The organism is Pseudoalteromonas sp. GCY (assembly GCF_016695175.1).
Lineage (GTDB): Bacteria > Pseudomonadota > Gammaproteobacteria > Enterobacterales > Alteromonadaceae > Pseudoalteromonas.
This window is the reverse complement of sequence record NZ_CP068023.1, coordinates 719,113-741,868: the sequence shown is the minus strand read 5'-3', so window position 1 is coordinate 741,868 and position 22,756 is coordinate 719,113. Positions and strand designations below refer to the sequence as shown.

General features: G+C 43.5%; 18 protein-coding genes. 9 read left to right on the top strand and 9 right to left on the bottom strand.

The genetic code is table 11. The features are described 5' to 3' along the window. Window positions 1-6 precede the first annotated feature (6 nt). The 6 genes from hisS to ndk form a co-directional block, all read right to left on the bottom strand. Window positions 7-1,284, bottom strand: coding sequence for a histidine--tRNA ligase (hisS, locus tag JJQ94_RS08370; protein WP_099030563.1), 1,278 nt, complete (start codon window positions 1,282-1,284; stop codon window positions 7-9). Window positions 1,285-1,462: 178 nt separating this feature from the next. Then, on the bottom strand, window positions 1,463-2,581 hold the full coding sequence (ispG, locus tag JJQ94_RS08365) for a flavodoxin-dependent (E)-4-hydroxy-3-methylbut-2-enyl-diphosphate synthase (RefSeq protein WP_017217050.1): 1,119 nt from the start codon (window positions 2,579-2,581) through the stop codon (window positions 1,463-1,465). 5 nt (window positions 2,582-2,586) lie between these two features. Beyond that, on the bottom strand, window positions 2,587-3,438 hold the full coding sequence (locus JJQ94_RS08360; RefSeq protein WP_236596566.1) for a RodZ domain-containing protein: 852 nt from the start codon (window positions 3,436-3,438) through the stop codon (window positions 2,587-2,589). Between the two features lie 8 nt (window positions 3,439-3,446). Continuing rightward, the gene (gene pilW, locus JJQ94_RS08355) at window positions 3,447-4,940 is read right to left on the bottom strand and encodes a type IV pilus biogenesis/stability protein PilW (protein ID WP_099030561.1); all 1,494 of its coding nucleotides are present in this window, start codon (window positions 4,938-4,940) and stop codon (window positions 3,447-3,449) included. A gap of 141 nt (window positions 4,941-5,081) precedes the next feature. Next, complete coding sequence (locus JJQ94_RS08350) at window positions 5,082-6,218, bottom strand: bifunctional tRNA (adenosine(37)-C2)-methyltransferase TrmG/ribosomal RNA large subunit methyltransferase RlmN (RefSeq protein WP_069020890.1); 1,137 nt, start codon at window positions 6,216-6,218, stop codon at window positions 5,082-5,084. A gap of 195 nt (window positions 6,219-6,413) precedes the next feature. Beyond that, entirely contained in the window at window positions 6,414-6,845 is a 432-nt protein-coding gene (gene ndk / locus JJQ94_RS08345; RefSeq protein WP_010377338.1) for a nucleoside-diphosphate kinase, read from the bottom strand. Between the two features lie 584 nt (window positions 6,846-7,429). Here ndk and trhP point away from each other — a divergent pair. The 7 genes from trhP to JJQ94_RS08310 all read left to right on the top strand — a co-directional run bounded on the left by trhP (window position 7,430) and on the right by JJQ94_RS08310 (window position 15,658). Then, window positions 7,430-8,788, top strand: coding sequence for a prephenate-dependent tRNA uridine(34) hydroxylase TrhP (gene trhP, locus JJQ94_RS08340; RefSeq protein ID WP_099030560.1), 1,359 nt, complete (start codon window positions 7,430-7,432; stop codon window positions 8,786-8,788). 2 nt (window positions 8,789-8,790) lie between these two features. Next, a complete protein-coding gene (locus tag JJQ94_RS08335) occupies window positions 8,791-9,036 on the top strand; it encodes a YfhL family 4Fe-4S dicluster ferredoxin (RefSeq protein WP_099030559.1) in 246 nt (81 codons plus the stop codon). Window positions 9,037-9,269: 233 nt separating this feature from the next. Beyond that, entirely contained in the window at window positions 9,270-11,957 is a 2,688-nt protein-coding gene (locus JJQ94_RS08330) for a PAS domain S-box protein (RefSeq protein WP_099030558.1), read from the top strand. Between the two features lie 2 nt (window positions 11,958-11,959). Then, window positions 11,960-12,364 (top strand): response regulator, encoded by a 405-nt coding sequence (locus tag JJQ94_RS08325; protein ID WP_099030557.1) that lies wholly within the window; start codon window positions 11,960-11,962, stop codon window positions 12,362-12,364. 2 nt (window positions 12,365-12,366) lie between these two features. Beyond that, on the top strand, window positions 12,367-13,305 hold the full coding sequence (locus JJQ94_RS08320) for a GGDEF domain-containing protein (protein ID WP_017217057.1): 939 nt from the start codon (window positions 12,367-12,369) through the stop codon (window positions 13,303-13,305). A 348-nt stretch (window positions 13,306-13,653) separates the two neighbouring features. After that, on the top strand, window positions 13,654-14,814 hold the full coding sequence (locus tag JJQ94_RS08315) for a M23 family metallopeptidase (protein ID WP_099030556.1): 1,161 nt from the start codon (window positions 13,654-13,656) through the stop codon (window positions 14,812-14,814). Between the two features lie 130 nt (window positions 14,815-14,944). After that, window positions 14,945-15,658 (top strand): response regulator transcription factor, encoded by a 714-nt coding sequence (locus JJQ94_RS08310; protein ID WP_099030555.1) that lies wholly within the window; start codon window positions 14,945-14,947, stop codon window positions 15,656-15,658. 292 nt (window positions 15,659-15,950) lie between these two features. Here the strand turns inward: JJQ94_RS08310 and pyrE are convergent, their stop codons facing one another. After that, the gene (gene pyrE, locus JJQ94_RS08305) at window positions 15,951-16,595 is read right to left on the bottom strand and encodes an orotate phosphoribosyltransferase (protein ID WP_017217061.1); all 645 of its coding nucleotides are present in this window, start codon (window positions 16,593-16,595) and stop codon (window positions 15,951-15,953) included. Window positions 16,596-16,616: 21 nt separating this feature from the next. Continuing rightward, on the bottom strand, window positions 16,617-17,330 hold the full coding sequence (gene rph / locus JJQ94_RS08300) for a ribonuclease PH (protein ID WP_010377321.1): 714 nt from the start codon (window positions 17,328-17,330) through the stop codon (window positions 16,617-16,619). A gap of 153 nt (window positions 17,331-17,483) precedes the next feature. Between rph and JJQ94_RS08295 the strand changes: the two genes are divergently transcribed. Further along, the gene (locus JJQ94_RS08295; RefSeq protein ID WP_045990262.1) at window positions 17,484-18,344 is read left to right on the top strand and encodes a YicC/YloC family endoribonuclease; all 861 of its coding nucleotides are present in this window, start codon (window positions 17,484-17,486) and stop codon (window positions 18,342-18,344) included. A gap of 63 nt (window positions 18,345-18,407) precedes the next feature. After that, a complete protein-coding gene (locus tag JJQ94_RS08290; protein WP_099030554.1) occupies window positions 18,408-19,019 on the top strand; it encodes a DUF6933 domain-containing protein in 612 nt (203 codons plus the stop codon). A gap of 18 nt (window positions 19,020-19,037) precedes the next feature. On the opposite strand, the gene JJQ94_RS08285 is transcribed toward JJQ94_RS08290, so the two are convergent. After that, window positions 19,038-22,160 (bottom strand): DUF3427 domain-containing protein, encoded by a 3,123-nt coding sequence (locus JJQ94_RS08285; RefSeq protein ID WP_099030553.1) that lies wholly within the window; start codon window positions 22,158-22,160, stop codon window positions 19,038-19,040. Window positions 22,161-22,756: the final 596 nt, after the last annotated feature.

Genomic DNA, 22,756 nt, shown 5'->3' with positions numbered 1-22,756 from the left:
AACCTCTTAGCTTACCAGCTCTGCTAACAGCGTTTTTACTTCTGCAAGTGGTAAGGTGATTTGTTCTTTCTGTTCACGCAAATACTTCACTGTCACTTTGCCTTCAGCGAGTTCATCTTCGCCTAGCACTAGCGCAACAACAGCATCGCTTTTATCTGCACGTTTAAATTGTTTCTTAAAGTTGCCACCGCCACAATGAACCATCACGCGAAGGCCAGCAATATCATCTCGTAATTGCTGTGCAATCACTGGGGCTTGAATCGCCGCTTTGTCACCCATCGCAACGACATATACGTCAGCATTACGACGAATATCACCCACACACTCCAACGTTTGTAGCATCAACACTAAACGTTCAATACCCATAGCAAAGCCTACGGCTGGCGTTGCTTTGCCGCCAAGCTGCTCTACCAAGCCGTCGTAGCGACCGCCAGCACATACTGTGCCTTGAGAACCTAAGCTCGTCGTCACCCACTCAAATACAGTGCGGTTGTAGTAATCTAGGCCGCGTACCAGCTTTTCATTAACTTGGTATTCGACGCCAGCTGCGTCTAAACGTTCACACAAATTAGCAAAATGTTCGCGTGATTCTTCATCTAAGTGTTCAGAAAGCTTAGGCGCATCCGCAAGTACAGCTTGCACCTCTGGGTTTTTGCTATCTAACACGCGCAGTGGATTGCTATACATGCGGCGCAGACTGTCTTCATCAAGCGCTTCTTTGTGTTGCTCCAGATAAGCAATCAGAGCATCACGATATTCAGCACGCGCTTCATTTGACCCCAAAGAATTGAGCTCAAGCGTAACATGGTCTTGAATACCAAATTGCTGCCATAGACGCGCCGTCATTAGGATCACTTCGGCATCAATATCTGGTGTTGCCATACCAAAGGTTTCAACACCAAATTGATGGAATTGACGGTAACGGCCTTTTTGCGGTCTTTCGTGGCGGAACATCGGCCCCATGTACCAAAGACGTTGCTCTTGGTTGTATAACAAACCATTTTGATTTCCCGCTCGTACGCACACAGCAGTGCCTTCCGGACGTAGCGTTAAGCTATCGCCATTACGGTCATCAAAGGTATACATTTCTTTTTCTACGATATCGGTCACTTCACCGATAGAGCGTTTAAATAGATCGGTCGACTCAACGATTGGAAAACGGATCTCTTGGTAGCCAAATGCCGCTACTGTCTCTCTTAATACCGATTCTACTTTCTGCCAGACTTGCGTGTCACCTGGCAGACAATCATTCATTCCACGGATTGCCTGAAGTTGTTTAGTCACTGAAAACCCTAACTTAAATTTGTCACCAATCGATTTACTACTGCTTGAGCCTTTGACTAAATACGCTCAACCTGCCTCATCGCATTGGTTTTATTTCTTTAATGCCATTTATCGTCGTGCAGTTTAGCACGCGGTGAGAAAGCTCGAAAATTCGCTTATCTTAACGATTACACTGGTGTCAGTCGATGATTTTTACATCGATTTTTTCTTCGCTTTCTTTTTTCTCTACATATTCTCGAATTTGAGATTCTAACTGTGCAACGATATCATCATTATCAATCCGTGTTTTTTGGCGCTCGCCATTGATATAAAGGCCTGAACGACGATTTGCGCCAGCAAGACCTAAGTCACTGACGAGTGCTTCACCAGGACCATTGACCACGCAGCCAATCACAGACACCGAAATCGGTGTGACGATATCTTCTAATCGCTCTTCCAGCTGATTCATCGTATTCACTACATCAAACTCTTGGCGTGAACAACTTGGGCAAGCAATAAAATTAATGCCGCGCGAACGAATTCGCAGTGACTTTAGAATATCAAAACCCACTTTGATTTCTTGCACCGGATCAGCCGCAAGTGAAACACGTAATGTATCACCAATTCCTTCTGCAAGTAACATCCCTAGACCTACTGCCGATTTAACCGAGCCAGCTCTAAAACCACCAGCCTCGGTGATCCCAAGGTGCAGAGGTTGATCAATTTCTTTTGCCAATAAACGATAAGCGCCAACGGCCAAGAACACATCGGAAGCTTTTACCGAGACTTTAAACTGATCAAAGTTATGGCGCTGGAGAATTTCGACATGCCGCATCGCAGACTCAAGCAAGGCTTCAGGTGTTGGTTCACCATACTTTTCTTGCAAATCGCGCTCTAGAGAACCGCCATTCACGCCAATACGAATTGGGATATTGTGCTCACCCGCCGCGTCAATCACTGCACGAATACGGTCTTCACTGCCAATATTCCCAGGGTTTATCCGCAAACAATCGGCGCCGTACTTAGCCACTTGTAATGCAATACGATAATCGAAGTGAATATCCGTGACGAGTGGAATATCCACTTGCTCTTTAATGCTTTTGAATGCTTCAGCTGCATCCATTGTCGGCACAGAAACACGGACAATATCCGCTCCGGCGTCTTGGATCGCTTTAATTTGTGCCACCGTCGCATCAACATCTAGAGTATTGGTGTTTGTCATAGACTGTACAGCTATCGGTGCGCCATCACCAATAGGCACATTACCGACATAGATCCTTGTTGATTTTCTACGCTTTATAGGTGGTTCTGAAAACATGCTGACTACTCTGTTAACGGTAAATTGAATTTAGCTAGACGGTTTTTAGCAAACGCAGGCAATGACACTGGTTTACCGTCAAGCGTGACCTCTACGGCCTGATGCTTGCCGAGTATAACAGAAAAAGGGGCCTTACCTTCAACTGTCATGGTATATCCCGCTTTTTTAACACCAAATGCAACACGCTCTTGTGTTGCGTCAAACATTTCAACCCAACTTTCTTCGTTGAAATGCATGACTACCGTGCTCAATGCTGGGTCTCGTTTTGCCGTTTGCGGTTTCGTTTCAACTGGCACTGAAACCTCCGCTTCACTCGCCTGTGGCTCGCTTTGCGGGGTTGCGTCATTGTTTTGCTCAGTAGGTAATGCTAACTCATCAACCTTTGGCGTTGTGGCATTTTCAACTGGCGTCTCAAGCTGAGTGACTGGCGTTTCAGGCACCACTTCTTGCTCTGAGCTACTGGTCTGCCAAAACCAAAATGCCGACGACCCCAGCACGATAGCCAGCACGATGTAGCTCACCATCATTAGGCGGTTATCGTGGGCTTCTTTATGAGTGCGGCGAGAAAAGCTTTGCATCCGCTTTTTCTGCGGCGGCAACTCCGGAGATTGATATCTAGCCAGTACTTCCGTCGGATTCAACCCCAGTAACGCGGCGTAATTTTTAATATAGCCACGCACAAAGGTTTCAGGCCCTAGGTCTTGATAGTCATCCTGCTCGAGCTTGGTAAGTTGGGCATGGGTCATCTTTAAGCGCGATTCAATTTCAGCAAAGCTGATCCCGGCATTTTGTCTTGCCGTTGCTAAAGTTTGCCCGAGTGAAGGCTGCTCTTGTTCAGGTGCTTCCTGCTCTTTCATTGTTTGGTTCATAAAACGTAATTTGTTGGGTCTACAATTAATAATCCGTGGCCTGCTTGCAGCGCCACATCAGGAGTGAGTTTATTCCATCGCATAATTTCATCGATCAACACACCATATCGATCGGCAATACTGAGCAAAGTATCTCCCGCCGCAATTTCATGCACGACATTGGGATTATTAAGATACACCTTTTGACCTGCGTACAATCTTGCAGATTCCCGCACTTGATTATATTCCATTAATTCGACCATTTTGATGTCGTATTTGACTGAAATACTAAATAGGTTTTCACCTGCAATAACTGTATGAAAAGGTACCTGAGGAGGAGCAACGTCACTATTCAATAACGGTACACTTGTACCGCTTGATGATGTATTAGCTAACACTTGAGGCTCACGTGAGCGAGGACTAAATGTGACTTCCGATGGGTCCGGTTGATAAAACTCAACCCGAGCTTCAGAGTCCGAGCTAACGTTCACTAAAGACGTGCTTTTTACCACTTCAGGTTTTGCCGAAGGCGCAAAATTATTGGCCTCAGCGGGTGAATCAACGGTGAATGATTGGGTTGAATTCGATTGCGTTTTCTTACGTTTAATTTTAATTTTTGGATTCGCAACAATATGACTAGGCGACGCCTCGGCAAGCTTATTTAACTGCGCTTCTCGGTAGCGATTGCGCAACCGTTCAAATTCACTTGCAGCGATATTATTCGTTAAGAGAAGCCCTGCTTGAGCAGATTTAGGGTAGCTTTGCACCAAAGTCGTGGCGATGTCTTGCGCCTTCTGTAAGTGGCCCATTTGCATATGTACTAGGTGCCCAAGCATTAAGCTTCTTGGTGAAATAAATCCACGCTTGGCAACATTATCAAGCACATCTTCAGCTCTTAAGAAATCACTGCGAGCATAGTATAGGCCCGCGAGCGCAAGTTGCGACGACATCTGCTGCGCGTTATGCTTAATCGCGCTTTGCAGATATTCCTCGGCCAGGGAATACTCGTTTTGTTTCAGCGCACACAGCGCCAAGTTTTCATAGCTTGCCGATACCCGCAAATAACTTGGTACCTCAATCGCTTTGAAAAAATATTGGCTCGCCTTGTTATACTGACCAACTCGGCAAAGAAAAGTGCCATAGTTGTTTAGCGTGTCGGGGTTATCTGGCTCAATATCCAAAGCCGCCTGATAGGCATTATCAGCGCGTTGTTGCTCACCCACCTGCTCGTAATAATACGCCAACGTATAATGGGCTTCGGCCAGTTTTGGCGCTAACTGTAATGCACGCTCTAAATTAAATTTGGCTGAGGTGGTATTACCTGAGTTGAGATATTGAAGTGCCAATGCAATGCGAGTTCTTGCGGCATTGGTGTTATTGACTTGTTGTTCGGCCACAGGACGCCCGTCGGAGCGATAACTACTCTCCGTCACACAACCTGACAGAACTAAACTCGCGCCTGCGAGAATGGATGCAGCCAATCCTGTTTTGCGATAATTTCGCGATTGCATCACTCACCTTTGAATGCCACTGGGTTCTATGTGTGCCCTATATTACCCAAAAGGCTAAGAGATTCATCTATTTTTTACCAGATAGTCAGAACTTATCTGTGGTTAAGATGAAATGAGCTGGGTAAACCCAGCTCATGAATATTATTGTGCGCTCACATTGACAGCAATGGCATTGTCGTCACGCTGTTTTTTCTTAGCTAAACGTTTGGTTCTGTCTACAACATCACCCACTAGCTGTCCACATGCAGCGTCAATGTCATCGCCACGGGTACGACGAACGATACAAGTCAGTCCAGCAGCTTGTAACACCTTAGAAAATCTATCGATACGACTGTTGCTAGAGCGGCCATATTCATTACCCGGGAATGGATTAAATGGGATCAAGTTAATTTTTGACGGCGTGCCTTTGAGTACTTGTACTAATTCATGGGCATGATCTGTACTGTCATTAACGTCTTGTAGCATCACGTACTCAATGGTGACGTCCTTATTTGCTTTAGAGCCATCGATATAGCGACGACATGCTGCTAGGAACTCTTCAATCGGATACTTTTTGTTGATTGGTACAAGCACATCACGTAGTGGATTGTTTGGTGCATGTAGCGAAATCGCCAGTGCCACATCAATCTTTTCTTTCAAGATATCAAGCGCAGGTACCACACCCGATGTACTTAGCGTAACGCGGCGCTTAGATAAACCAAACGCCCAATCGTCCATCATCAGCTCCATCGCTGGAACAACGTTATTTAGGTTTAACAGAGGCTCACCCATCCCCATCATAACGATGTTAGTAATTGGGCGTTTAGTGCTATCGCCTTTATGCAGACCAATGTCGGTTGCCACGCGCCAAACCTGACCAATGATCTCAGACACTTTTAAGTTACGGTTAAAGCCCTGCTGCGCCGTTGAGCAGAAAGTACATTCCAAAGCACAACCAACCTGAGAAGACACACACAGTGTTGCTCGGTCTTTTTCAGGGATCCACACGGTTTCAACTTCTTGGCCGCCTTCAAGTACTAGAGCGTACTTTATGGTACCGTCAGAAGCCACTTGCTTTACTGAAATTTCAGGCGCCTTAATCTCACACTCAGCTTGCAACCGCGCACGCAACTTTTTGTTCAAGTTGCTCATGTCATCAAAGTTGTCGATACCAAAATGATAAATCCATTTCATCACCTGATCCGCGCGAAACGGCTTTTCGCCATATGATGCAAACAACTCGCGCATCCCCTCGCGATTTAAATCAAGTAAGTTAATTTTTTTCTCAATAGTGGTCATGAACAACCTCGGTTAAAGACGGTAAGAACAGCTAAATTGCCAACAACGCATTGTACAAAAAAGCAGCAAACATCACAAATAATGTAACGTGTTTTGTGAAGTAGTGTGATTACTTTACAAAGCACGCTTATCCCTCAACTTAGCTACGGGACAAAAAAAGGGCTCGAAAGCCCTTCTTTGGCACCAAGTCTCGAATTAACGAGTACGTGGGCAGATTTCTTCTTCAGCGAAGAAGTAAGCGATTTCGCGAGCAGCAGACTCAGGCGCGTCAGAACCGTGTACTGCGTTCTCGTCGATGCTGTCTGCGTAGTCAGCACGTAGCGTACCAGCTAGCGCTTCAGCAGGGTTAGTAGCACCCATGATTTCGCGGTTTTTACGAACTGCGTCTTCACCTTCAAGCACCTGAACCATTACTGGACCAGAAGTCATGAAAGAAACTAGTGCACCAAAGAAAGGACGCTCTTTGTGCTCCGCGTAGAAACCTTCAGCTTTCTCTTGAGAAAGGTGAACCATTTTTGATGCAACGATTTTAAGACCAGCAGACTCAAAACGGTTGTAGATAGCACCGATGTGGTTTTTAGCTACAGCATCAGGCTTGATGATTGAAAAAGTGCGCTCTAAAGCCATCTTTTTTGCTCCAAAATATTATTGTGAATATTGACGGGCGCGAATTATACGTGTTTTGGTAGAAAAAACCTACTATCTCACGCCGCTTTCTTTGCGAAGAAACGAAAGTTTGGTGAATTATTTGTCGATTAAATACGCAGAATTGCCAGCAGAAGCCTTAACAGTAAGGTCACTTGCCCTTCCTTGCACAATGTCAAAAAACCTGATCTACATCAAAATTACTTACTTAGCTTTCTTCTATACTGCGCCGCTTTTTAGAATCAGCACGCGAAATCACTCAACAGCTGACCCGTAATTAGGGCCTGTTTATCTTTCAAGTTTGTTTTTGCAGCAGTTTGATTGGTATTTATACAAGGCAGAGCCTGCGTAGCATAGTTGTTCTATGTGAGTCAGGCGATAACACAGTAGAAATGCCAATCAAGCGCAGCCCTTTGGGTTCACCTGAGTGCGCTTTGTTCATTGTTTCTCAACTTTTGCCTAGATTACTAGGCGGCAAGTCGAGCGTCGCGACCAAAACACACTCAGGAGAACAAAAATAAAACAGCAAAGGTCAACAGGCCCTAGTTCAATGTATGAGGTAAACCATGTTTGTACCAGAACTTCTCTCTCCTGCCGGCAGTTTAAAGAATATGCGTTACGCTTTTGCGTACGGTGCCGACGCTGTTTACGCCGGACAACCAAGATACAGTCTACGCGTACGTAATAACGAATTTGACCTAAGCAACCTCGAAATCGGTATTAACGAAGCCCACCAGCAAAACAAAAAGCTCTATGTCGTATCAAATATTGCGCCGCACAACGGCAAAGTGAAAACTTACTTACGTGATATTGAGCCTGTTATCGCGATGAAGCCAGACGCACTTATCATGTCCGATCCCGGGCTAATTATGCTCGTGCGAGATAAATGGCCTGACATGCCAATTCATCTATCCGTACAAGCGAACGCTGTTAACTATGCAGCGGTGCAATTTTGGGCCAAACAAGGGGTTGAGCGCGTTATTCTTTCTCGCGAGTTGTCGCTACAAGAAATAGAGGAAATTCGTACATTGTGCCCAGACACTGAGCTTGAAGTGTTCGTTCACGGCGCCTTATGCATGGCTTATTCTGGTCGCTGTTTATTGTCGGGTTATATCAACAAACGCGATCCAAACCAAGGGACTTGTACCAATGCCTGCCGCTGGAGCTACGATGTGAAACCTGGTCAAGAAAACGAAACCGGCGATGTTGTCCATAAGGTCGATCCAAAAGCGATTATTCCAACCTTAGGGGAAGGTCAACCAAGCGACGAAGTGTTTATGCTCGAAGAGCAAGGCCGCCCAGGTGAATACATGCCAGCATTTGAAGATGAGCATGGTACTTACATCATGAATTCCAAAGACTTGCGCGCTGTCCAGTATGTTGATCAACTGACTCGCATGGGCGTGCACAGCCTTAAAATTGAAGGCCGCACCAAGTCATTCTATTATGTTGCTCGTACCGCTCAAGTCTATCGCAAAGCCATTGATGACGCCGTTGCGGGTAAACCATTTGACCCAAGTCTAATGAAAACCCTAGAAAACCTAGCGCACCGAGGATATACAGAAGGCTTTTTGAAACGTCATGTACATCAAGACTATCAAAACTACGACTACGGTCACTCGGTGTCTGACCAACAGCAGTTTGTAGGAGAAGTACTAGGTCGCACTAATAATGGCCTCGTTGAGATTGATGTTAAAAACAAGTTCTGTACGGGTCACAGCTTGGAATTGATGACGCCTAAGGGCAATATTCACTTTAATCTTGAACACATGGAAAATAAAAAAGGTGAGACGATAAATGACGCGAAAGGCTCTGGTCATATCGTCAAAATTCCATTGCCGGAAGATATAGATTTAAGTCATGCCATTTTAATGCGCAATTTAGGCCAAAGTGAGGACACCCGTAATCCTTTTAAAAAGGCATAACCATGGCGCTACTTATCAATGATAAATGTATCAACTGTGATATGTGCGACCCTGAGTGCCCTAATCAGGCCATTTACATGGGCGATAAAATTTATCAAATTGACCCTGATAAATGCACTGAATGCGTCGGCCATTACGACACACCAACCTGTGTGAGTGTTTGCCCGATTGATTGCATTAAGCCTGATCCTCACCACAATGAAAGCCTAGATCAGTTAGCCGAAAAGTACCTTCGACTAACTGAATAAAAAGGTGAAGCTGCGCGCTTCACCTTTTTAACCTATCAACAAACCTCTCCCCCTGCTTCGCAGTAAAGATTTCTTGCATCTCTTGTCGATATTTCAAATAGATATACTACAGTTAAAGCAGAGCATTAGGACTTTTAAAGCGTATTTTACTATCGCAGTTTGAGTGCATTTTTACCGCCTTAGCGGTGGATATCTTTATATGAACTGGCTTCACGTTGAGGTAAGGAAATAACATGGATTTGAACTCATTTGAGTCATTTTTTAATAGCGCGTATATGCCACACGGCCATTGCTATTTGTGGCAACCTCATCTGCTATGGACCAATGTTATCTCCGATATCTTGATAGCCACCGCCTACTTTTCTATTCCCTTGGCGATTATGATTTATGCAAGACAGCGCCCTGATGTTGGTAAAAATTGGGTCTTTGTGTTGTTTTGCAGCTTTATCACCTTATGCGGACTGACACATTTGATTGGCGTTTACACTGTTTGGCATGGCGCTTATGGTATCCACGGTATTTCAAAAGCAGTCACGGCGTTTATCTCAATGGTAACGGCGGTTTATCTCTTCAGACTGATCCCAAGTGCTGTCGCAATCCCTACTCCAAACCAATTCCACGGCGTAACAGCAAGACTAAAACGCGTTACGGATGAAAAAAAAGCGCTACATTCGCAGCTAGACCGGCACAGAGTCACCGAGTTTATGCTCGATGCCTTACCGACTAGCACCTTGTTACTCGACCAACTGCTAAGCATAAGTAAATGTAACCCCTATTTTTATCGCGAGCTGGGATACGACACACCAAATGAGTTAATAGGACTGAGATTACATGACATCGTCAGTCTAGACGACCCGTTCGACAGTTTAGAATCCATTAGCCAATCTCTGCTTGATCAAAACGATTTCAGTAAAGAAGCACTGTGCCATGTGAAAGACAAATTTGGCAATCAAATCCCGATGGAAATGCGCTTGGTACAAGAGCCTCATGACGGCGCCAATCTCATTTTAGCGGTGTTTAATAACCTATCGTCACTCAAACGCACAGAGCAAGCGCTTGTTGAGTCTACTGAACAAATGAAACGTGCAATCGGTGCAACCGAAGATGGTATTTGGGAGTGGAACGTTATCAACAACAGCGTAAGCTACTCACCCCGTTTAAAAACCATGATAGGTAAGCGCGACGATGAAAAAGTGACTTATGACGATTGGTTTGCACATATCCACCCTGACCATCAAGACAAAGTACAAGATGCTATCAACCATCACTTTGCTACCAAAGAACAATATTTTGTCGAGTATTTAGGACGCGACAACAAAGGAGAATACGCTTGGTTTTCCGCCGTAGGCAACAGCCAGTTTGACGACCACGGTAGAGCATTAGTGATGTCTGGGGCACTTAGAAATATCCATCAGAAAAAGTCTCTTGAGCTACAAATTGCGGAAAAAAACAAAATACTCAATGCCATATACGAAGGCGCAAGTCAGGCTATTTGGCTATTAAAAGTAGAAGAAAACCAAACTTTTCGGTTTATTGAATATAACAGGTTTGCCTGCCAGCGCACTGGCGTAAAGCTCGATCAAATACTGGGTAAAACGCTCTATGAGCTCAGAGGAACAGCGTTGGAGGCTGAGCTGGTAGACAGAATTGAAAAAAACTACCAGCTTTGCGTCGAAGTCGCGAAACCCGTAGATTATACCGAAATGGTACCTTTCAAGGGTGAAGAACATTGGTACCAGACGACTCTTTATCCACTTAAAGACAGTAAAAACCAAGTTGAGCGAATAGTCGGTATCGCTGTCGATATTACGGCGAGAAAGTTCGCAGAAAAAGAGCTTGAAGACAACCAACGCTTTTTGCAACGAATGATAGACTCAGCGGTGTGTGGCCTTTATCTCTACGACTTAAAACTCCATAAGAACACGCGTATAAACAAGCGTTATACCCAACTCCTTGGTTATACAATTCACGAGTTAGAAAGTACAAATTTAGAGCTGTGTTTTCATGAAAGTGAACGCGCACTCGTTTACGAGCATATTGATGAAGTGAGAGCCAGCCAAGACGGTGAACTTATCCCGATAAAATATCGTTTTAGACACAAAGAAGGGCATTGGGTTTGGTGTTACTCTGTCGATACCGTGATCACTCGAGATCACAATGGCAAGCCTGAATTGATGCTGGGTACTTTTGTCGATATGACCGAGCACACAGAATTACTATTACAGCTGCAAGAATCCAACGCCCACCTTGAGCACTTTGCCTATATTGCTTCTCATGATTTACAAGAGCCACTCAGAAAGATCACCGCTTTTTCAGACAGTTTGGCGCAAAGAATTACGCCAGATTTAAAAGACTACGACGATGCAAAGTTTGAAATAGAGCGCTTGGTAGATGCCAGTCAACGAATGCGGATCATGATCCAGGACCTACTCAAATTATCACGCCTGCATTCCCATGAGTTGAAGCTACAAACAACCAATCTAACTTTGTTATTAGAAGATATTTGTGAAGTGATGAGCTTTAGTATAGAAGAAAGCGGCACTGAAATTAAACTCGAGAATGGTGATTTGCCTATCGAGCTTGATCCCTCGCTTTTTCTTCAAGTGCTGCAAAACTTAATCAGTAACAGCATTAAGTTTAAGTCACCAGAGCTTGCGCCCGTGATCCAAATTTACGCCAGCCAAACCGGCCATGAAACGGTGATCCATTACAAAGACAATGGACTTGGGATCCCAAAATCTCGACGTCAGCAAATCTTTGAACCGTTCAGGCGTTTTGGCACCACACAAGAGTATGGCAGTGGTATTGGACTCGCGCTGTGCCGACAAATAGTAAAGCTGCATGGCGGTACAATAAAATGCCTGCAAAGTGATGATGGCGCTTTATTTGAAATCATACTGCCGAAAGAAGTTAAGGAGTAATAATGGAACTTTTATTAGTTGAAGATGATCCAGATGATGTCTACTTTTTTAAAAGAGCATACAGCAGTATTGCCAATGCACCGGAACTAAAAGTTTTTTCTGACGGTCATGAGCTGCTGCGTTACCTCAATTCTATCGCAACCTATAACCAAGTTATTTTACTGGATTTAAACATGCCAAAAATGAGTGGCTTTGAAGTCATGGAAGCTTTAAAAAATGATCAGGTTGCCGATAAATTAATAACGGTATGCTATACCACCTCCACTCACCACAGTGACATTCGTAAAGCATATCAACTGGGTGCTAAGTCATATATTACCAAGCCCGGACGCTTGAGTGATTTAGAGTCGTTGATCAAATTAATCAAGCAGTATTGGTTTGATAATAACTGTGTTGTGCAAGGGTAACTATGAATACATGGCTGATTTATCTTCTTGAAGACAACGATGAAGATGCTTACTTAGTGAAGCGCACACTTGCAAGTACTGATGGTAGGCAAAAGTTTAACGTTAAGCACTTCAAAAATTTAGAACAACTTGAAACAGCCTTAAACACAGTCAAGCCAGAAGCCATCCTTATCGATTTGAATATCGATGAGAGTCAAGGTCTTACCACGCTGATTAAAGTAAAACAGTTGCCCATCAGCGCCCCTATAATTGTGCTAACTGGGGTATCTGAAACGCTGTTTGGCGAAAAGGCAATTCAACTTGGTGCTCAAGATTATATCCCAAAACATGAAGTGAGCGGCCCACTACTGGCACGTACAATCACCTTTTCAAAAGAGCGCTACGAAATGCAGCGGAATCTAGAGAACTTGGTGGTTATGGATAGACTCACTATGCTACATAACCGCGGCGCATTTGATAGCGAACTAGAAAGAGCGATTAGTGAATCAGAGCGATATGGTCATGGCTTCGGTGTGTTGTTTATTGATCTCGACAACTTTAAACCAGTCAATGATCAGCTTGGTCATCAAGCGGGCGATCAATTATTAAAAATACTGTCGGCAAAACTTAAAATGTATAAACGTGCCTCGGACTTTGTCGCACGCTATGGTGGCGATGAATTCGTTGTTATAGCCCCTCACCTAACCGAAAAAAATCAGTTACGAAAACTTGCTCAGCATAAGTATGACTTGCTCAGTGATAATTACTGTCTCCAAGATGAAAGCGCAAATATCCGCGAAGTAAAGCTGGACTTAAGTATCGGCGCTGTTATTTATCCAACCGACGCTACATCAGCCGAAGAGTTGGTTGCTAAAGCAGATAAAGCCATGTATCACGCTAAGACGAATCAATTACCGTATGCGTTATACTCAGATGCGGGGCTCTCAACAAAACAGGAATAGAGGGTACTACTCAACTCTATTGTGCAAGTATTGCCTATCAGACTTTCGCCTAACATGTTTGCGCCTTTCAACGAAAGGCAAAACATTACTTCGTTGTATTCGACGCTCTCCACCTTGCCTTTCTTCAAGCAACTCTTCTAGTTGAGACAGAGTAATTTGCCTTTTCATAGCAACCTCCACATCACATTACTTTCTTTTCTATAGTCGCTTTTACACTAAACCCCAATTTATCGGAGCAAGAACATATGATCCACATCAATAAAAACCACATTTTAAACTTTTATTTTACAAAATAATCACATTTAGGTATAACTTAATTGAACAAAAAACAAACAGAAAGGATACAATATGAAACGCCACTATCTATCAGCGTGTTTAGTCGCGCTCCTCTCACATCAAGCAACAGCTGCCGGTCAGCATGATTCAGTAGCTATGCCTGAATTTACCGCTGAACACATCAGTGCCTTACCTATTTCTAGTGTAATGGCAGTAAACCCTGAACTATTTCTTTTCAGCAATGCTTTACAGCAAGTAGATTGGCAGCAAGTGCTTGACAGCACGGCACCGCATTTAAGCGATAAGCTCGAAGTGATCTTGCACTATGCTGGATATGCCAGTATTAACCCTAAGTTATTGCTGGCACTAATGGAACTTGAGTCTGGTGTGGTCAGCAACCCAGATAAACAATCTCTCTCAGCACCGTTTGGTAAACTCTCTCATGAACATGGATTTGATGCACAAGTAAAAGATGTAGCACTTAATCTGAGTGCGAGATACTACGCATTTCAAAAGCTTCGTGATGAAGACAAAGCTAAAAAGTTACCCGCGGTAAACGAAGCAACTGTCGCACTTGCAGATCTGACACACGCATCTGCAGATGCCCTATTCAGTACTTACCAAACATTATTTAACGGTGAGTCGTTGGCACTAAAAGCGGACAACAACATCGCTTTTAGTGAGCAGGCGTCAACACAAGCAGTGTCAGCTGCTAGCTTTAGCATGAGCTTTCCATGGCCGTCAGGTTACGCTTGGTATAGCGGTGGTGCACACTCAAATACGGGCTCTGGCTACCCTTATTCATCGCTTGACTTTAATAACGGCTCAGGTGGCTGGGGAAGCAATACGCCTTGGGTTCAAGCAGCGCATGGTGGCACAGTTACTCGCTACTCAGCCTGTAACATTCGAGTGACTCATTCAAGCGGCTATTCGACTCAGTATTATCATATGGAAAGTTTGCAATACAACACTGGCGATGTCATTTCTGCAGGTGCTTGGCTTGGTCGTTATGCGGATGATAAAGCAACAGCATTATGCCAAGGTGGTCAATCAAGTGGCCCTCACGTTCACTTCTCGCTGCTTTACAATGGTGGGCATATTTCGCTACATAACTGGTACATCAGTGGCTATCGTATCGATGTGGGTGACTACAATTATGACGATAACTGTAATCGCTTCTTCTTTGAGAAGAACGGCTATCGTACTTGTGCATGGCGTGCATTGTACAAGTAAACAACCTTAGCTTACACAAACATGGTATTAGGCTCAGCTTTTTAGTTTGAGCCTAATAAATAACTTAAATTTTTTGTAAAACAAATGTATATTAAATTTAATCTGGAATAAAAAAGGATTTAATACTTCTATGTTTGCAAAGGAATATTCCAACAACTCGCTAGCATGGCAAGATCGAGCATTTTTTATTCTGACTCATGCTCGAGCCAATACCAGCTCCACCAATTATACTGTGCTTATCAAAGTGCTAGAGACGCTAGGACATACAGTCAAAGTTGATACTCGACTACCAGAGCCTGCACTGCGTGAACAAATCGCGTTATTTTTGGTGGATACAGAACACCGAGATTGTAATGAACTTATCAGCGCTGAAGTCAAACTCTTGGCGGCTAAACACAAAGTACTGCTCTTTAATGCCAATGAAAACAGCGTGAATGAAAAAACGGCGCTACTTGGCAATGTGAAAGGCATACTCTATCACAATGCTCCGCCAGAGACGTTATTTCAAGGATTAAGCAGTGTGCTCAAAGGCGAGCTTTGGTTTTGTCGCAGCGCCATCTCAGAAGCATTTAGCGAACTGATTGCCGCCATGCCACAAGCACTGCCTAACAGCGACATTGTTTTGAGTAATGATGAGCTAAACGTACTAACTGGCAGAGAAAAATCGGTGATCAAGCTTATTGCTGCTGGTGCTAAAAACGAAGATATCGCTGATAGACTAAACATCAGTAGTCACACAGTTAAAACGCATATCTACAGCGCATTTAAAAAAACCAATTCACGCAACCGAGTTGAGCTTGCTAATTGGGCGCTACGCCATATACCAATAGTGAGTTTGAATTAAGAGCTGTGTAAAGACACACAATAAAACTGAGATAAAAGAGAAGTAAATAACCTGAGGTTTGGATAAGGAATGTTCCAACTCATTGTTGCTAAAGCACAACTTAGTTTTCTCCTTGTCTAGCCAGAGAGTTTTAGGGAAAACAAGGCGAATTTACGCACCAATAGCTGGCTATTGGAAGTGAATTCAACGCAGTTAGCGCTAAAACTGGCTGCTAGAAAGGCATTAATTATCCGCAGCTCAGGTTAAATAGATGGCTAGCATGGTACTAGCCATCTGCAGAAAATCGCAGGGCTTACGCTACACCGTAGCTATCACGGTATGCTTTAACTGCATCCAAATGCGCATCCATACCACCTTGTTGCTCAAGGTAAGTGATCAGATCAGCCAATTTCACGATAGACACCACTTGAGTATTAAAGTCGCGCTCAACTTCCTGAATAGCAGAAAGCTCAGCTTTACCTTTTTCTTGGCGATCCAATGCGATTAATACGCCGGCAAGATCGGCACCATTAGCAGCTATAATTTCCATCGACTCACGAATAGCAGTACCCGCTGTGATCACATCATCAACAAGCATAATACGACCTTCAAGCGCTGAACCTACTAAGTTACCGCCTTCGCCATGCTCTTTCTTTTCTTTACGATTAAAGCAGTAAGGCACATCTTTATTGTGATGATCGGCAAGTGCAACCGCAGTCGTTGTCGCAATAGGAATACCTTTGTAGGCAGGGCCAAACAACACATCAAACTCAATGCCAGCATCTTCCAATGCCGATGCATAGAAACGACCTAAACGCGCCAGATCACGACCGGTGTTAAACAGGCCAGCATTGAAAAAATAAGGGCTAGTACGACCAGACTTTAACGTAAACTCACCAAACTTAAGCACCTGCTTTTCTAAGGCAAATTCAATAAACTCTTTTTGATACGGTTTCATGTTTTTCCTACTGAGTGTTGATTACGCTAACGCTTGCTTTTGTAGATCAATGATTTCACGAATTGAATGTTTCGCAAGACCAAGTAACTCATCTAGCTCGTCGAACGAGAACGGTTCGCCTTCAGCTGTACCTTGTACTTCAATCAGTTTGCCAGTTTCAGTCATGATCACGTTCATGTCTGTCTCAGCTTCTGAATCCTCAAGATACTCAAGATCGGTAATTGGCTGACCTTTATAAACCCCAACCGAGATTGCCGCTATCATAAACTTTAACGGGTTTACATTGATCATGCCTTTGGCACGCATGTGGGTTAGTGCATCGACCAATGCTACACAAGCACCGCTAATTGACGCCGTACGTGTACCACCATCCGCTTGAATAACATCACAGTCGATAGTAATGGTGTTCTCACCTAACGCTTTTAAATCAACTGCGGCACGGAGTGCGCGCGCGATTAAGCGTTGAATTTCCATGGTACGGCCACCTTGTTTGCCACGCGCCGCTTCACGGTTGTTACGCGTATGTGTAGAGCGCGGAAGCATACCGTATTCTGCGGTGATCCAGCCCTTGCCTTGACCTTTCATAAAGCGTGGCACACCCGCTTCTACTGAAGCCGTACATAACACTTTTGTGTTACCAAACTCTACCATTACTGAGCCTTCAGCGTGCATTGTATAGTTACGAGTAAATGTAACCGGCCTGATCTGATTTGCAGTTCTTTCGCTTGGACGCATCCACGTTCCCCCATCATCAAAATTTGCCGTACATTATAAAGGGATCATAGAGACTATGCCACGCGATCCGACTAAAAATAAAATTCACTTTAGGGCTGTGCGGAAATTCGGCTATAATGCTCCGGTTAAACCAAGCTAATTTAGGGACTTTATATGATCCATAGTATGACCGCCTACGCCCGCAAAGAAGTGAAAGGTGACTGGGGCACTGGGGTTTGGGAAATTCGTTCAGTTAATCAACGCTACCTCGAAACCTTTATCCGCGCACCAGAACAATTTAGAGGCTTAGAGCCAGTAATACGTGAACGCCTGCGTAAACACCTACAACGCGGCAAAGTTGAAGTATTCCTAAAGTTCACCGCAAACCCTGCGCACGTTGGCCAACTAACCGTCAACGAATCGCTTGCAAAGCAACTTGTTGAAAGCGCAAAGTGGCTACAGTCACAAAGCGGCGGTGATATCAATCCAGTAGATATTCTACGCTGGCCAGGCGTAATGGAAGCCGAAGAAGTCGATTTAGACACCGTAAACAGCGAGCTGTTAGGCGGCTTTGATGAACTTGTAGAAGACTTTAAAGCTGCACGAGCAAGTGAAGGCGAAAACCTAGAAACCATGCTCACCACTCGTCTTGACGGTATTTTAGAACAAGTTGCCATCGTTGAAGGTTACATGCCTGAAGTCACTAAGTGGCAACGTGAAAAACTTTCACAAAAGTTAGAAGAACTAAAAACCGACATTGACGAAGGTCGCCTAGAGCAAGAACTGATTTACCTTGCGCAAAAGCAAGATGTTGCAGAAGAACTCGACCGCCTCAAGTCACACGTCAAAGAAACCCACAAAATCCTCAAAAAAGGAGGCGCTTGTGGCCGTCGTTTAGACTTTATGATGCAAGAATTCAACCGCGAATCTAACACCCTAGCCTCAAAGTCAATCAACAGCGACATCACCAACGCCGCCGTTGAACTTAAAGTGTTAATTGAGCAAATGCGCGAACAGATCCAAAATATTGAATAACACACCGATATTCTATCAGCTTTGAAAAACCGCCTCTCGGCGGTTTTTTATTGGGTTCATTTTATGAAGTATATTAACCTTCATAATTTCGCTAAACTTCAACTGTTATTAGAACAAAAAGGCAACCGTATGATTAACCTGTTCTGTACACAAAAACTCATTGCAAAGCTCCCTGTCAATGAAGGAGTTATACCCGCTTGTTCCGATGCAAAGCTGACTGATTTAAGCATGCTAGACACTCACCCTTTGTCAGATTGGCATGCTAATTTGCTCACAATACAACGCAGAAACTGTGTACTCCTGATGCATAATCAAACCCGCTTTCCAGTATTTATTATTGGTCTCACCAAACCAGATTTTGCAAAGTTAGATTATCTATTTGCTGATAGCTTTATGAATACCTTGCTAAAAGTGGGTGCAAGTAACCAGCAATTACAAAAAGCAGCCTCATTACTCGGCCCGCTAACAATCGCCAAAGCCAATAACCGTAGTGTGCAAGGGACGATGAATCAAATGAAAGGCGATATAGAACATCAACTTTGGTTCGACCAAATTAACATCATGGATTGTTCGCCTTATAGAACTGCAGCCTGGTTAGCTGAACGCCCTTGCATGGTTAAAGGACAAAAAGACTGTATTTGGCCCATTAAGGAAATGCTCGCTTTATTAAGCTAACGCTCCAATATCAACCTGCTAAGCCATTGCTAACTTAGCCGCTTGTTTCCACATAAACGTCGGCATGGTATTTCGCAACTGCCAAGTGATGTTCATGGGCTGCCTACCTGTGTGCGATACATAGTCAACTTCACCAAAATTAACAAATCCTATGGTTTTGCCAAATTCGTCTTTTGCTTGCTCTCTAACAAACAGAAAAAGTCGCTTACCCTTTGCTTTGTGAGTGACATAGTCTAGACCTCTACCATAATCGGGCCTTGCTGAGTTTTGGCTTTGCCAATGGAAAAGCTGTTCATTTATCGCGTAGTCGTGATACATAGTAGTGGGCAAAAACTGCTTTTCGTTTTTATTCAACGTAACGAATAGCAGCTCAATATTTTGCTCTCGAATGCTAAAAACACCTTCTCGAGAATTAGGCTGCTTTTCAAAAGTAGACACACCAAAGCCAACCAATATTTGCTCTCTGGCATAACGAGCATGAAGCTTTATCGGGTGATTGCCCATCATAGGCATGGTTTCTTGATTATGGTGTATACGGTCAATTAACAAAGAGGTTAGACTCGCTAATTCCGATTTTAACCACTGATGCTCAAGTCGGTTTAAACTGTCGTTTATATCTTGGAAGCCTAGCTTTTCTCCTGATTGTTGCCAGAAATCATAATGCAACATGAGTTGGTGTAAATCTGAAGTTATCGCTCCATTAGTAGCGAATTCTTTTAATTTGCTTAGATAGTCATGATCATCACACACTAGCAACCTTGTCTTTACCATTCGGGCAAAGTTACGAACAAGCTCAAGATCCACATCGTTTAACAAACCAGCTTCTAAACAAAGCTCAGTCCAGCATAGTCTTTTATACAAAGCTTCTACTTCAACTTGTGGGTATACCTTTATGAAATTTGCTAAGTTCATTTCTAAGGTTGAGTCTCGAGAAAACGAACCAGCTAAACCAATTAACCTCTGTCTAGTCAAGGTCGCCTGCTTAATGTTACGCAGCACCATGTCTTGCGTTTGTTTCGAGAGCTCGATTCGGCAACCTAAAGGCGCATGAGGAAATCCATTTTTAATTTCATCACTTATTGCCCCATCGGTTTTGCCAACCAAAGCTCTAAACTTATGAGCAAAGTCATATTCAGCATTGGCATTACCGACAAAGTCTAAAATCGTGCACACCTCTTTGCCGTCGGCTAAGCGCAAGCCTCGCCCCAATTGCTGCAAGAATATCGTTAAGCTTTCTGTAGGTCGTAAAAATAGTAAAGTGTCGACTTCAGGAATATCAACTCCTTCGTTAAAGATATCCACCACAAATAAAACGTTAATATTGCCTGAACGAAGCGCTTGTTGCTTTTGAGTTCTATCTTGGCTGTTATCACTGGTCAAATAATCGCAAGATATACCTTTAAGTAGGAACTGCTTACACATAAATTCTGCATGCTCCTTGCTGACACAGAATGCCAATGCCTTCATGCAAGACATAGACGTTATAAGCTCGTTTAATGTTTGATAAATCTTCTCAACTCGTTGCTGGTTATGCGTATACAAATTGGTTAATGCAGCTATGTCGTACCGCGCTCGACTCCAACTGACACTTCTGAGATCGGTATCATCATCAACGCCAAAATATTGGAACGGACATAAATGGCGACGGTTAATCGCCTCTGGTAAGCGGATTTCAGCTGCAATCACGCCACAAAAGTCATCAAGAATATTTGCACCGTCATGACGCTCCGGCGTTGCTGTTAATCCTAGCAAAATACTCGGCGTAAACTTATTTAAAATACTGCGATAAGAGCTAGCAGCAACGTGATGCACTTCATCAATGACAATATAATCAAAGTAGTCACTAGAAAGGGATAAGTTGTTAAGTTGGTTATTTAACATTTGCACCGATGCAAACAATTGTTCATAGCGCTCAGGAGTGTAGTTACTCACCCAAAGCTCGCCAAAGGTCGAGTTTTTTAAAACACCTCGATAAGCCTGACGCGCCTGTTTAAGAATTTCTTCTCGATGGGCAATAAATAAAAAATTAGCATCGGGTTTGTGTTTGAGAAACTTTGCAAAATCAAAGGCCGAAATTAACGTTTTACCAGTGCCTGTTGCCGCCACAACTAGATTTTTAAAGCGCTTGTGTAAAGCTCGCTCAACCTCTAATTGCTCTAAGATTTCTTGCTGATGTGTAAATGGCTTAATTTCAAAGTAATGGTTTGGCTCTTGAACGCCGCCCATTTTGGCATTTTTGAGCGCTATATTGAGCTTTTCTCGTGCCTTAACTTGACCATCAAACACTTCAAATTCCCTCGAATTCCAGTAGCTTTCAAATGTATTAATTGAACGCTCAATAATGTGCGGAATTTCTTGTGACGTGATCTTTAAATTCCACTCAAGGCCACTGGTTAAAGCGGAGTACGATAAATTAGACGAACCAATGTAGCCAGTATGAAAGCCTGTATCTCGAAGAAACAAATAGCTCTTTGCATGTAGTCGCTCACGCTGAGTATTGTAGCTGAGTTTAACCTCTGTATTGGGCAGTGAAGCCAAAAACTCAACCGCTTTGGCATCGGTTGCGCCCATGTAAGAAGTGGTGATAACTTTGAGCTGCTTACCGCTGCGGGTAAATTCCTCTAGCTCATTTTTGAAAATCCTGATCCCCGCCCATTTTATAAATGAGACCAGCCAATAAATTTTGTCTGACGATCTTATTTCGCGCTTCAACTCACTCTCGAGAGATAAACCTGCATTGCTGCCACAAAATAATTCGCTTTGTGTTAAGCCCGTTAGCGGAAATATATCTTCAACATACTTCTTTAAATCGGCGGCAACAGGATTTTCAATTTCGTATAAAGCCGTAAGTATTTTTCCTTGTCCTGCTAGTAAGTTTTCATCGAAGAATTCATCTTCTCGGACCCTATCTTTAAGCCATAATATCAATTGATTTGATAACTCAATTTGACGCTGTAATTGGTCGTCTCCGGCAGGCAAGCAATTAACCGCATACTCAATGATCCTGCTTAGAAACCGAGATAGCCATATTGCAGCTTCGGCTTGTTCAAGCACACGCTCCCCAATGTAAAACTGCTCTTTATTGAGGCGACCCGAGATCAAGTTAGTGATCATTTGCTCATAAATGCCAGTTTGATTCATAAGTACTGCTATTCCTTTAATTATGAAAGATAAATTTACACGCTCTCGCATTTAGTTAAAAGCGTGGTGTGGTTTTTTAAGTGCTTTTTAGCCATTAACACCTCTACCACCTGCAGGTTTAAAGCCAACCCAATTAAGCGCTCGTAGTCATGCATTAAGCTAAGAGCTAGCTCTCCAACTTGGCTCTTAATATTTATAAACAAGCTTAAAATTACTTCTAAGGGTGATAGCGTTACTACGGCTAAAATTACGACTACGCCGCACGCCAATCCGAATATATCGCGGAAATTTTCTACCGGTATCTCTGCCAGTAAGTAAAGAACATAAATGGACTGCGGCCAAAGCCAGTTTTGGCCTTTACCTCAGGCAAGTGCAAAATCCGCTGCTGACGCGCTGGATATACTGAGTTTGTGGGTGATTGTGTGGTTGAGTTCATCGTTTCTATTTTTTTTAAAATAAGCCTCACTGATCTGTTAAGTTCATTTATACCAATTGCACTAAGTCTCCAATCAATTTGAAGGGTGAAATACCATATTAGCGTCGTTAAAAATTTCTCATTTAGAACAACTAAATAGCAAAATTTTTGCCTAGCTACT